The sequence below is a fragment of the Solirubrobacter phytolaccae genome, from assembly GCF_027587195.1.
Lineage (GTDB): Bacteria > Actinomycetota > Thermoleophilia > Solirubrobacterales > Solirubrobacteraceae > Solirubrobacter > Solirubrobacter phytolaccae.
The window spans coordinates 1-11,677 of sequence record NZ_JAPDDP010000002.1 but is presented as its reverse complement, the minus strand read 5'-3'; the positions used below and the strand labels follow the sequence as shown (position 1 = coordinate 11,677).

Here is an 11,677-nt window from a genome sequence, read left to right as displayed (position 1 = left end):
GCAGCCTCACGCCGCAGCGGGTGACATCACCTCACCCCTGAGGGGTGAGCGCTACGACAGCTTCTTGACGACGCTCGACTTGAGCTGCATCGGGCCGATGCCGTCGACCTTGCAATCGATGTCGTGGTCGCCGACGCCGTTGACGAGCCGGATGTTGCGGACCTTCGTGCCGGCCTTGATGCCGCTCGCGCTGCCCTTGACCTTGAGCGCCTTGACGACCGTCACCGTGTCGCCGTCGGCGAGCACGTTGCCGACGGCGTCGCGGATGACCGGCTCGGCCTCGGTCTCGGCGTCCGGCGACCACTCGTGGGCGCACATGGAGCACACGAGGAGACCGTTGAGCTCGTAGGTGTGCTCGCTGGCACAGGAAGGGCAGACCGGCTCGGACATCCGGCCGATCCTAGAGCGGCGGCTTGCGCGCCTTGATGATCGCGGAACCGGCGGACTCGTGCACGCGGTGCGTCTCGGTGATCTCGATGTCGACCAAGCCCGCGTCGGCGAGGTAGCGCTCGAACTCGTCCCGCGTCAGCGCGCCCGCGATGCAGCCGACGTACTGCTGCATGTCCTCGCGGGTGGCGGCGTCCATGTCGGGGTCGGCGATCACGTCCGAGATGGCGAAGGCGCCGCCGGGCTTCAGCACACGGGCGGCCTCGCGCAGCACCGTGGGCTTGTCGGTGGAGAGGTTGACGACGCAGTTGGAGAGGACGACGTCGACGCTCTCGGCCGGGAGCGGGATCGCTTCGATCTGGCCCTTGAGCCAGTGCACGTTGGTGACGCCGGACTTCGCTTGGTTGGCCCGGGCGAGCGCGAGCATCTCGTCGGTCATGTCGAGCCCGTAGGCGGTGCCGGACGGCGCGACACGACGGGCGGAGAGGAGCACGTCGATGCCGCCGCCGGAGCCGAGGTCGAGGACGGTCATGCCGTCGCGCAGGTCGGCCATCGCGGTCGGGTTGCCGCAGCCGAGCGAGGCGATGAGCGCCGCTTCCGGGAGCTCCTCCTGGTCGCCGTCGGCGTACAGCCCGCGGCCGAACAGCTCGGCCTGCTCGTCGGTGATCACGGCTGCGTCGGGCCCGCAACAGCCGCCGCCCTCCGTGGAGGTGGTGGCGACCGCCGCGGCGGCGTACCGGGCACGAACGGTCTCGCGCAGCTCGTCGGGGTTGGTCAGCTCAGCCATGCGGTCAGCTCCTGCAGTGCGTCGGGGAGGACGTAGTAGTAGGCCCACAGCCCGCGGCGCTCGCTGTCCACGATGCCCGCGTCGCGGAGCTTCTTGAGGTGGTGCGAGAGGGTGGGCTGGGAGATGTCGAACAGCGGCACGAGCTCGCAGACGCAGACCTTGCCGGCGTGCTTGCGCAGGACGTCCACGAGCTGGAGGCGGACCGGGTCACCGAGCGCCTTCGCCACTTCGGCCATACGCGCGGCACGTTCGCGGTCGATGTCGGGATAGACGACCGGCTCGCAGCACGGCTCACCCGCCGGGCGCTTGGTCTTCGGTGCGAGCTCCAGATCGACAGCCATCTATTTACAACTACCTATTGAAGTGACGTTTGTCAATGGAATAGGCTCCAACCCGTGACCGCGCCGCTTCCGAGACGCCTGCTCGCCGAGTTCCTCGGCAGCGCGCTACTGGCCGCGCTCGTGATCGGGTCGGGGATCGCCGCCCAGCGGCTGTCCGACGACGTCGGGCTGCAGCTGCTCGAGAACGCGGCCGCGACCGCCGCGGGCCTGTACGCGCTGATCCTGATCTTCGGCCCGGTCTCGGGCGCGCACTTCAATCCGGTCGTCTCGCTCGTCGACGCGGCGCTCGGCGGCAGGCCCTGGCGTGACGTCGCCGCGTACATCCCCGTGCAGATCGTGGGCTGCGCGTCCGGCGCGGTGCTCGCGAACGGCATGTTCGGCCTCGCCGCGATCAGCGTCTCCGAGCACCACCGCGCGAGCGGGCCGCACCTGCTCGCCGAGGTCGTCGCGACCGCGGGGCTGCTGCTGGTGATCTTCAGCCTCGCCCGCACAAGCCGGCTCGCGACCGTCCCCGCCGCGGTCGGCGCCTACATCGGCGCGGCCTACTGGTTCACCAGCTCGACCAGCTTCGCCAACCCCGCGATCACGATCGGCCGCACGCTCTCGGACACGTTCGCCGGCATCGCCCCGGCCTCGGTCCCGACGTTCATCCTCGCCCAACTCGCCGGCGCCGGCTTGGCGCTCGGCCTGATCCGAGCCCTCTATCCATGAGCCACGTCCTGTTCGTCTGCCTCCACAACGCCGGCCGCTCGCAGATGAGCCAGGCGCTGTTCGAGCACGCCGCCGCCGGCCGTCACACGGCGGAGTCCGCCGGCAGCGTCGCCGACCCCGAGGGGCATGTCCATCCCGAGGTCGTGGCCGCCATGGCCGAGCTCGGCGTCGACATCGCCGATCGCCGCCCGCAGCGGCTCACGCACGAGTTGGCGGCGCGGGCTGACCTCGTCGTGACCATGGGCTGCGGCGACACGTGCCCGTACATCCCGGGCAAGCGCTACGTCGACTGGGACCTCCCCGACCCGAAGGGCCGCCCGCTCGACGAGGTCCGGGCAACGCGCGACGAGATCAGCGCGCGGGTCCGCGCGCTGCTGGACGAGCTCTAAAGGGGCGGCTCGCCGAGCGCCGCGGCGGCGCCCGCGAGGATCCACTCCAGGCCGACTTCGAAGCCGTCATCCGGGATCTGCATGGCGGCCAGGGCCTCGGAGCGGCGGGCGGCTTCCATCGCGACGTGGCCCCAGGTGAAGGAGTCGACCGCGAGCAGCAGGCGGCGCTTGTCGGCGTCGGACGCGCGGAGGCCGGCGAGCGCGCGCAGCGACTCCTCGTGATGGCGGTGGAAGCTCTCGCGCTGCGCGCGGGTGGCGCCGAGGCCGATCGTGAGCCAGGGGTGGCGCTCGGCGGCGGCGCGGGCGGAGCGGGCGATCTGGCGCATCGCCTCGCGCCAGTCGGGGGAGAGCGCGTCGCCGATCAGGCCCTCGTCGATGATCCGGTCGAGCATCAGGCCGACGAGCTCCTGCTTGTCGGTGATGTGGTTGTAGAGGCTCATCGGCCGCGCCGGGAGGTCGGCGGCCAGGCGCCGGATGGAGACCGCGTCGAGCCCTTCCGCGTCGGCGATCTCGACCGCCTTGGCCACGATCGCGTCGCGGGTCAAGGCCGGACGCTCGCTGCGGCTGGAGGCGGTCGGCATGCGGGCTCATCGTACCTCGCCGATACGCCGTATCGTTCTTGCGATACGGTGTATCGCCATGAGCGCTGTTCCGATGACGCACGAAGACGAGACGGGCCTGACCCCCGAGCTGCTGCGGCTCTCGGCGGTCCTGCTGCTGGGCGCGATCGCCGCGATCCTCGACACCACGATCGTCGCCGTGGCGATCGACCGGCTGGGCGACGAGCTCGGCACCACGCTCTCGACCATCCAGTGGGTGTCCACGGGCTACCTGCTGGCGCTGACGGTGGCGATCCCGCTGACCGGCTGGGCGGTCGACCGGTTCGGCGGGCGGCGGATGTGGATGTTCTCGCTCACCGGCTTCCTCGGCGGCTCGGTGCTGTGCGGCCTCGCGTGGTCGGCGGAGAGCCTGATCGCGTTCCGGGTCGTGCAGGGCCTCGGCGGCGGGATGCTGGTGCCGCTGATGCAGTCGATCCTCGCCCAGGCGGCGGGACCGAAGCGGATCGGGCGCGCGATGGCGATCGTCGCGATCCCCGCGCAGCTCGGCCCGATCCTCGGCCCGGTGGTCGGCGGCCTGATCGTCGACGGCGCGAGCTGGCGCTGGATCTTCTTCGTGAACGTGCCGGTCTGCCTGGTCGCGCTCGCCCTGGCCTGGCGCTGGATGCCGGACACGCGCCACGAGAACACGCGGTCGCGCCTGGACTTCACGGGCCTGGCGCTGCTCTCACCCGCGCTCGCGGGGATCGTCTACGGGCTCTCACAGGCGGGTGACGCCGGCGGCTTCGGGGCGTCGAGCGTGCTCGTCCCGCTGGGCATCGGCCTCGCGCTCCTGACCGGCTTCGTCGTCCACGCGCTGCGCACCAGCAACGTCCCGATCATCGACGTCCGCCTGCTGAAGGTCCGTTCCTTCGCCGCCTCGACCGGCCTGATGTTCGCGCTCGGCGGCTCGCTGTTCGGCGCGATGTTCCTGCTGCCGCTGTTCGAGCAGGTCGCGCGCGACCGCAGCGCGCTGCAGGCCGGCCTGCTGCTCGCACCGCAGGGCGCGGGCACGATGATCGCGCTCGTGATCGCCGGCCGCCTGAGCGACCGGATCGCGCCCCGCATCCTCGTGCTGACCGGCCTCGCCCTGGGCACGCTCTCGACGCTTCCCTACGCGCTGGTCGAGACGGGGACGAGCGAGCTGTTGCTCGGGGCCGCGTTGTTCGTCCGCGGCGCCGGCCTCGGCTTGGCGATCGTGCCGACCATGACCGCGTTCTACGCCGACATCTCCCGCGCCGAGATCCCGCGCGCGACCGCCTCGATGCGGATCATCCAGCAGATCGGCGGCTCGCTCGGCACCGCCGTCCTCGCCGTGATCCTCCAGCACGCGCTCGCCGGCGAGGCCGACGCCACCGCGGCGTTCGCCACGACCTTCTGGTGGACGGTCGGCCTGGCCGGCGTGGCGCTGATCCCGGCGCTGCTCCTGCCTAGTCGCCGGGCGGCGGCGTAGCGTCGAGCGCTGACGGCCATTCCGCTGACTTGGAGCGTTGCGGCCAAAAAGGGGAAGCTCGCACGGGATCGAAGCGACACGGTATGTCAGACCAGTCCAGTCAGGAACCATTGCCCGCAGAGGTTCCGCCGGAGTCTCCCCCACCGCCGAGCCACCGCACCGTCAATCGCTCGACGCTCTCGGCGCCGGAGAAGCACGGAGCGTGGCTCTTGACGATCGCCGCGATCGCGGCGTGGACGATCGCCGTTGCCGAGACGACCGAAGCGGTGGCGACGGCGTTTGCGGTCGCGGGGTTCGCGTTGATCGCGGCAGCGGCCTTCTACAGCCGGGTGATCCGCGTCGGTAAGGAGGGTGTCGACCTCGCTCAGGTCGTGGACATCATCGAGGGCACGGCTACCGAGGAAGGAGACACGCCCGACGAGACCAAGGCGCGCGCGATCGAACAGGTTCAGCGTCTGGCGCTTCCCGCGGGCGAAGCGACCGCGCCGTCACGGCCTGCGATCCGCCAAGCCCTGATGGAGCGCGATCGTGTCGAAGCCAACCTGAAGTCGTACTTCGCCTCCTGGCTCCAAGCGCAGGGGTACTCGATCCAGCGGATCGAGGAGCGTCGCGGCGATGTCCGCGCGGACATGGTTGCGGTGCGGCAAGACGACGACCACGTCGATCGGCTCGTCGTCGAGATCCGACCCGCGATCGCGATCCTTCGTCCAAGCCACGTCGGCGCGATCCTCGCACGGGATCCGATCGGCCTCGACGCGACCTCGCGAAGAGGCATCGTGCTCCAGGGCACGGCGATCGTCATGCCCGAAGCGCGGGATCAGCTGGCAGAAGCGGGCGTGACCGTCTTTCGGGTGGATCCGGAGTTCGGGTACGTGGAAGAGACAGCGCCGGCGAAGCGCACCTAGCCGCTCCAAGCCTGACCGACGAGCCGCGCGACCCGTGACGGCTCGGCCAGCACGTCGATCGCGGCGATCCGGCCGGCGCGTAGCGTGAAGCGCATGATCCGCTCCGGCGCGCCGTCCGCGTAGACGAGCACCGCGGGGAGGCCGTCGGCGAGGATCGGCTCCGGGAGTGCGCGGGTCGGGCCGATCGCACGGGCGCCGGCGGCCACCGACTCCGGACCCGAGCGGACGTGCAGGACGCCCGTGCCGAAGTCGGCGCGCAGGACGATCTCCGGATCGAGGAGCGCGAGCAGGTCTTCGAGCGACCCGCCGCGCGCCGCCGCGAGGAACGCGTTGACGACCGCGCGGTCCGCACCCGCCGTCTCGGGGTCGCCGCCCCGGACGCGGCGCCGCGCGCGGCTCGCCAGCTGACGCGCGGCGTCGGGGGACCGGTCGAGCACGCGGGCGATGTCGTCGAACGGCAGGCCGAACAGGTCGTGCAGGACGAACGCGATCCGCTCGGCCGGCGAGAGCGTGTCAAGCACGATCGTCAGCGCGCTGCCGACCGCGTCGGCGAGCAGCGCCTCGCGTTCCGGGTCCGGCGCCGCCTCGTCGACACGGGTGACGATCATGTCGGGCAGGTGGCCGTCCTCCTCGCGGCGGCGCTTGCGGCTGTCGAGCATCGTCAGGCACACGCGGGAGACGACCGTGGTGAGCCACGCGGCGGAGTTCTCGACGCCGTCCATGCCGGAGCGACTGACGCGGAGCCAGGCTTCCTGCAGCGCGTCGTCGGCTTCCGAGCGGGAGCCGAGGATGCGGAAGGCGACGGCGTGCAACTGCTGGCGGTGCTGCTCGAAGAGCTCGTTCATCGGGTTCTGTCACATCCTCGCGATTCGGTTGGTCGAGGTGTTGACCGACGCCAACCGACCGACGTGACAAGGAGCTCACGATGTCGACCACGACCCTGACCGCCCGCCAGGCCAACCCCGCCGTCTCGACCGACGGCGCGCTCGACGCCCTGCAGGCGCTCAACACGGCGATCAGCCGCGCCCGCCTGCCGATCTCGCGTGAGCTGATCCACCTCCGCGCCAGCCAGATCAACGGCTGCAGCGTGTGCGTGGACATGCACGCCAAGGGCGCGCGCAAGGGCGGCGAGAGCGAGGAGCGCGTGTTCGCCGTCGGCGCCTGGCGCGACTCGCCCTACTTCACCGACGCGGAGCGCGCGGCGTTCGCGCTGACCGAGGCGCTGACGCGGCTGGCGGACACCGCGGACCCGGTTCCGGACGAGCTCTGGGACGAGGTCAGCGAGCACTTCGACGAGCCGCAGCGGGCCGCGCTCGTGCTCGACATCGCCCAGATCAACGTCTGGAACCGGGTCAACGCGGCCACGCGCCAGGTCGCCGGCGCGTGGTGACCCCCGCCCGGATCAGCCGACCGAGCCGACCCGCGTCGAGATCAGCCGCGGCTCGGTGACCGTGGCGAACTGGCCGCCGCCGGTGGAGTCGCAGTTGAGCTCGACCGTCGCGCCGTCGGTGTGCGTCGCGCCGACGATGCTGACCCCCGCCTTCTCGTTGTCCTCGAGCGTGACCACGACCTCGCCGAGCGTGGCAGTGAAGTCGTTGCCGATCGGCTCGATGATCGCGCACGTGAACTCACCCGCGGAGCCGCTCGTGTTCTCGAGGCCGGCGGACACCAGGAACGTGTAGTCGCCGGCCGCGAGCGTCTGGGTCAGGACCGTGTGCGAGACGGCCGAAATGCCGACGTTGTGCGTGTCCTTCTCGGCGAGCAGCGCGGTGCTCGGGCCGATCGGACCGGCCGGACCCGCGGGACCGGTGGCGCCGGCCGGGCCGGCGGGACCCGCGGGGCCGGCCACGCCCGCCGGGCCGGCGGGCAGCTGGCCGGCCTTGAAGTCGGCGGCCAGGAGCGAGCCGTTCTTGACCTTGGCCGCGGTCACCGCGTTGGCACCGAGGTCGGCGGTCTTGACGGCGCCGGTCTTCAGCTGCGGGCTGCCGACGCTGTTCTTGGCGAGCGTCGCGGCGGCGTAGGACGTGCCGCCGAGCGAGGCGACGAGCGCGACGACGGCGACGACCATGGCGGGAGAGGGACGAAGCATGGTGGGGAGCCTCCGGGGAAGAGAGAGTGGACTTGCTCCCTAAGACGCGCCGGACGCGCGCCGCCTTACGCGAGTTCTTCCGCGGTCTCCCGCAGCGCCTCCGCGAGCTTCCCGCGCGTCGAGATCCCGAGCTTGCCATACACGCGGGCGAGGTGGTTGTCGACCGTCTTGGTGGTCACGAACAGCTGCTGCGCGATCTCGCGGCTGCTCAGCCCGTCGCCGGCCAGCTCGGCCACGCGCCGCTCGCTAGGCGTCAGCGCCTCCGGGCCGCTGAACATCAGTCGGCGTGGCCGGCCGCCGGCCACGACCAGCTCGTCGTGGGCGCGCTGAGCGAGCGCGTCGGCGCCGCACCGGCGGGCGAGCTCGAGTCCTTCCCGCAACGGCTCACGCGCCGAGGAGCGCTGGTTCGCCCGCCGCAGCGCCGCGCCGAGGTCGACCAGGCAGCGCGCGTGGTCCAGCCGCGCCGGGGACTCCTCCAGCACGGCCGCCGCGGCGCCGAGCAGCCGGACGTCGGTCCCGCACGCGAGCGCCTGCCCGTGCAGCGCGATGCCGAGCGCGGACGCGGTCCCCCAGCGCCGGGCGAGCTCGACCTGCTCGTCCACGAGCCGCCGCGCCTCCACCTCGCCGCCCTGGCGCAGGAGGCACTCGGCCGCGCCCAATCGCCACGGGTCGCCGGGGTTGCGCAGGTTGATCCGTGCGGAGCGCTCGCCGAACTCGGTGAAGTCCGCGAGCGCTTCGTCGACACGGCCCTGCGCCGCCCGCAGCACGCCGCGCGCGTAGAACGCGGGGTTCAGGCACACGAACTGCGGGAGCGCCGGGCCGCAGCCGCTCTCCCCGATCGCCGCCTCGGCCCCTTCGAGATCACCGCGCGCGACGAGTGCGAGTGCGAGCGTCCCGAACAGCGGCGGACGCACGAAGTCCGACAACCCGGGCAGCCCCGCGGCCGTGCGCGCCTCCTGCTCGGCGAGCGTCACGTCCCCGCGCTGCCAGGCGATCAGGGCGCGCAGCGCGCACGAGGTCGAGATGCCGAAGACCGACCCGCGGGCCCGCGCGTCGGTGAGCGTGTCCTCGAGCACCGACAGCACCAGCTCGTGCGCGTCGGCGTAGGTGAGCACCCACAGCGCCTCGTAGATCGGGATCGAGTCCGCGGCGTCCGCGGCCTGCACGCGCGCGGCGGCGAGCGCCCGGCGGCCGTGCTCGACCGTCTCCGCGGCGGTCCCCGCCGCCCACTTCCAGCACGCGACGTTCGCGAGCTGGAGCAGCTCCCCGGGCGTGTCGCCGGAGAGGCTCTCGAAGCGGGCGAGGCGCGCGTTCGCGCGGCCGACCGTCACCGGGTTCAGCAGCCCGATCGAGGACAGCGCCGCCTCCAGCCGCCACACGTCCTCGGGGTCGACGACACCCGTCAGGCGGTCGATCTCCCCCTCCAGCAGCTCGTAGGCCTCGACTAGGCGGCCGGAGACGAACACGGCTTGGTGCAGCGCGAGCGCACGCGCTGGGCGCAGCGCCGGGTCCTCCGTGCGGGCGAGCGCTTCGCGCAGGTGCTCGGTCGCGGCTTCGAGGTCGTCGCCGCAGGACCACTCGGCCTCGCCCAGCTCGCTGAGGACGGCGGCCATGGCGTCTGCCGCGGGCGGTTCGCGCAGCGCGCGGCGCAGGTACGTGCGCGCGAGCTCGGGGGCGCCCTGGCGCATCGCGCGCGCCGACGCCGCGCGGAGCAGGCGCACGACCTCCGCGTCCCCGCCGGGCTCCGCGGCCAGCAGGTGCGGGGCGAGCACGTCCGCGCGCAGGCCGGCGTCGCGCAGCAGGCCCGCGGCCCGCGCGTGCAGGCCGGCGCGCTCGGCCTCCGTGAGCCCTTCGAGCACGCACTCGCGCACCATCGTCTGCGCGAACGCGAGCGGGCGGCCGGGGCGCAGGAAGCCGGCTTCGACGAGCGCCGCGACGCTCGGCCGCGCGTCGTCGAGGTTTGCGAGCGTCGCCACGTGGTGCAGCTCGGCGTGGCCGTCGAGGAGCGCGACCGCGCGGGCGACGGCGGTGGCGTGCGCAGGCAGTCGGCTGAGCCGCAGCAGCACGGACGCCGTCAGCGCGCGGGAGCCCAGCCGCTCGATGTCGGCGGGGTCGGCCGGCAGCGCCCGCGCGAGCTCGGAGAGCAGGAACGGCGTGCCGCCCGTCGCGCGCTCCGCCGCGGCGACGAGCTCGGAGTCCGGCTCCTCGCCCAGGAACGCCGCGACCCCGGCGCGGGAGAGAGGTGCGGGTCGCAGGACCTGTCGGGCCGCGACGGTGAGCTCGTCGAGGAGCGGGGCCGGCCCCGTGCGCGCGGTGACGACGATCGCGATCGACTGCCCCTCGAGCCGCGCCGCGATGTACAGCAGCGCGCGCAGGCTCGCCTGGTCCGCCCAGTGGACGTCGTCGACGGCGACGAGCACCGGCTCGAAGGCCGCGGTCAGCCAGTGCAGGCCGTGCAGGATCGAGAACGGCGCGTCGACCACGGCGGGCGCGGTGCCGTCGAGCCCGATCGCCGGGGCGGCCAGCCCCGCCGCGCCCGACAGCAGCTCCGCGCGCCGGTCCGCGGACGCGCCGAGCAGCTCCCGCTCGAACAGCTGGCGGATCACGCCGAACGCGAACGTCTGCTCGAGCTCGCTCGCGCGCGCCGTGAGGACCGTCATCCCGCGCTCGCGCGCCTCGGTGCGGGTGGCGTCGAGCAGGCACGTGCGGCCGCTGCCCGGCGGGCCCTCGATCAGCACGAGCGACCCGTCGCCCGCCGAGGCTCGGTCGAGTGTGTCGCGCACCGCCGCGAGCTCGGAGTCGCGCTCGATCACGCGTCGATCATAAGCGCGCGTAGGATCACCTGTCTGGTGCTACTGGAGCGGAGTGGGGAGGAACGGGCGCTGGCGGAGGCGCTCGCGCGGGTCCAGGGCGGCGCGGGCGCGCTGGTCGTGCTCGAGGCGGCGGGCGGGCTCGGCAAGACGAGCCTGCTGCGTGCCACGCACGAGCGTGCGCGCGAGGACGGCCTGCGGCGGCTGCACGCCCGCGCGAGCGAGCTCGAGGCGGGGTTCGGCTTCGGCGTCGTGCGCCAGCTGTTCGAGCCCGTGCTGCATCAGGCCTCGCCGGAGGAGCGCGAGCGCTGGCTTGCCGGTGCGGCCGGGCTGGCGGGCGCGATGTTCACGGCGGCGCAGGCCCCGGCGGCGGTCGGTGACGACGCCGTCTTCCAACGCCTGCACGGCCTGTACTGGCTGACCGCGAACCTCTGCGACGACCGCCCGCTCGTGATCAGCGTCGACGACGCGCAGTGGTCCGACGAGCCCTCGCTCCAGTTCCTCGGGTTCCTCGCGCGCCGGATCGAGGCGACGCCCGTGCTGCTGCTCGTCGCGACGCGGCCGATCGGCGAGCACTCCCAGCCCGCGCTGACGCAGCTCGTCGCCGACCCCACCGCGGAGGTGCTGCGCCCGCGCCCGCTCAGCGGGGCGTCGGTCGGCCGGCTGCTCACGGACGCGCTGGCCGCGGACGCCGAGGCCGCGTTCGTGCGCGCGTGCGAGCGGGCGACGCAGGGCAACCCGCTGCTGCTGAGCGAGCTGCTGCGGGAGCTGACGGCGCTGCGGATCGCGCCGACGGCCGCCGAGGCCACGCGGATCGAGGCGCTCGGCCCGCAGGGCGTCGCAACCGTCGTGCTTGTCCGGATCGCGCGCATGCCGACCGCGGCCACGGCACTCGCCCGCGCGCTGGCCGTGCTCGGCGACGGCGCCTCGCTGCGGGCGGCCGCGGAGCTCGCCGACCTCGACGACGCCGTGCCTGCGCTGCGCACCCTGCTGGCGGCGGAGGTCGTGGTGGAGAGCGACGGCCTGAGCTTCGTCCACCCGATCGTGCGCGCGGCCGTCTACGACAGCGTCCCGGACCGCTCCGCGCTGCACTGGCGCGCGGCGCGCATGCTGGCGGCCGCGGGCGGCGCGGACGAGGCGATCGGCGCGCAGCTGCTCGCGGCGGCGCCGGCCGGTGACCCGTGGGCGGTCGAGGCGCTCCGCGCGGCG

The 11,677-nt window shown here is 73.3% G+C and carries 13 protein-coding genes; 6 read left to right on the top strand and 7 right to left on the bottom strand.

Annotated elements, in window-relative coordinates; all coding sequences use genetic code 11:
* Positions 1-51: 51 nt before the first annotated feature.
* Genes OJ997_RS00955 through OJ997_RS00945 form a run of 3 tightly spaced genes read right to left on the bottom strand, consistent with a single transcriptional unit; the run spans position 52 to position 1,515 of the window.
* A complete protein-coding gene (locus OJ997_RS00955) occupies positions 52-390 on the bottom strand; it encodes a zinc ribbon domain-containing protein YjdM (protein WP_270023117.1) in 339 nt (112 codons plus the stop codon).
* A gap of 10 nt (positions 391-400) precedes the next feature.
* Complete coding sequence (arsM, locus tag OJ997_RS00950) at positions 401-1,174, bottom strand: arsenite methyltransferase (protein WP_270023116.1); 774 nt, start codon at positions 1,172-1,174, stop codon at positions 401-403.
* Positions 1,162-1,515 (bottom strand): ArsR/SmtB family transcription factor, encoded by a 354-nt coding sequence (locus OJ997_RS00945; RefSeq protein ID WP_270023115.1) that lies wholly within the window; start codon positions 1,513-1,515, stop codon positions 1,162-1,164. Before OJ997_RS00945 ends, arsM begins: the two co-directional genes overlap by 13 nt.
* Positions 1,516-1,569: 54 nt before the next feature.
* On the opposite strand from OJ997_RS00945, the gene OJ997_RS00940 reads away from it, so the two are divergent.
* Together OJ997_RS00940 and OJ997_RS00935 are read left to right on the top strand one after the other, a co-directional pair.
* The gene (locus tag OJ997_RS00940; RefSeq protein ID WP_270023114.1) at positions 1,570-2,226 is read left to right on the top strand and encodes an aquaporin; all 657 of its coding nucleotides are present in this window, start codon (positions 1,570-1,572) and stop codon (positions 2,224-2,226) included.
* Complete coding sequence (locus OJ997_RS00935) at positions 2,223-2,615, top strand: arsenate-mycothiol transferase ArsC (RefSeq protein ID WP_270023113.1); 393 nt, start codon at positions 2,223-2,225, stop codon at positions 2,613-2,615. Before OJ997_RS00940 ends, OJ997_RS00935 begins: the two co-directional genes overlap by 4 nt.
* Here the strand turns inward: OJ997_RS00935 and OJ997_RS00930 are convergent.
* On the bottom strand, positions 2,612-3,196 hold the full coding sequence (locus OJ997_RS00930; protein ID WP_270023112.1) for a TetR/AcrR family transcriptional regulator: 585 nt from the start codon (positions 3,194-3,196) through the stop codon (positions 2,612-2,614). The genes OJ997_RS00935 and OJ997_RS00930 overlap by 4 nt on opposite strands.
* A 58-nt stretch (positions 3,197-3,254) precedes the next feature.
* Here OJ997_RS00930 and OJ997_RS00925 point away from each other — a divergent pair, with 58 nt between their 5' ends.
* Positions 3,255-4,664, top strand: coding sequence for a DHA2 family efflux MFS transporter permease subunit (locus OJ997_RS00925; RefSeq protein ID WP_270023111.1), 1,410 nt, complete (start codon positions 3,255-3,257; stop codon positions 4,662-4,664).
* A 209-nt stretch (positions 4,665-4,873) separates the two neighbouring features.
* Positions 4,874-5,569 (top strand): hypothetical protein, encoded by a 696-nt coding sequence (locus tag OJ997_RS00920; RefSeq protein ID WP_270023110.1) that lies wholly within the window; start codon positions 4,874-4,876, stop codon positions 5,567-5,569.
* On the opposite strand, the gene OJ997_RS00915 is transcribed toward OJ997_RS00920, so the two are convergent.
* Positions 5,566-6,414, bottom strand: coding sequence for a sigma-70 family RNA polymerase sigma factor (locus OJ997_RS00915; RefSeq protein WP_270023109.1), 849 nt, complete (start codon positions 6,412-6,414; stop codon positions 5,566-5,568). The genes OJ997_RS00920 and OJ997_RS00915 overlap by 4 nt on opposite strands.
* Before the next feature lie 95 nt (positions 6,415-6,509).
* On the opposite strand from OJ997_RS00915, the gene OJ997_RS00910 reads away from it, so the two are divergent.
* The gene (locus tag OJ997_RS00910) at positions 6,510-6,959 is read left to right on the top strand and encodes a carboxymuconolactone decarboxylase family protein (RefSeq protein WP_372517858.1); all 450 of its coding nucleotides are present in this window, start codon (positions 6,510-6,512) and stop codon (positions 6,957-6,959) included.
* A 12-nt stretch (positions 6,960-6,971) separates the two neighbouring features.
* On the opposite strand, the gene OJ997_RS00905 is transcribed toward OJ997_RS00910, so the two are convergent.
* Together OJ997_RS00905 and OJ997_RS37275 are read right to left on the bottom strand one after the other, a co-directional pair.
* Complete coding sequence (locus OJ997_RS00905) at positions 6,972-7,658, bottom strand: hypothetical protein (RefSeq protein ID WP_270023107.1); 687 nt, start codon at positions 7,656-7,658, stop codon at positions 6,972-6,974.
* Between the two features lie 65 nt (positions 7,659-7,723).
* Complete coding sequence (locus tag OJ997_RS37275; protein ID WP_270023106.1) at positions 7,724-10,471, bottom strand: helix-turn-helix transcriptional regulator; 2,748 nt, start codon at positions 10,469-10,471, stop codon at positions 7,724-7,726.
* Positions 10,472-10,507: 36 nt separating this feature from the next.
* Between OJ997_RS37275 and OJ997_RS00895 the strand changes: the two genes are divergently transcribed.
* A partial coding sequence (locus tag OJ997_RS00895; RefSeq protein ID WP_270023105.1) for an AAA family ATPase occupies positions 10,508-11,677 on the top strand: 1,170 nt, incomplete at its 3' end.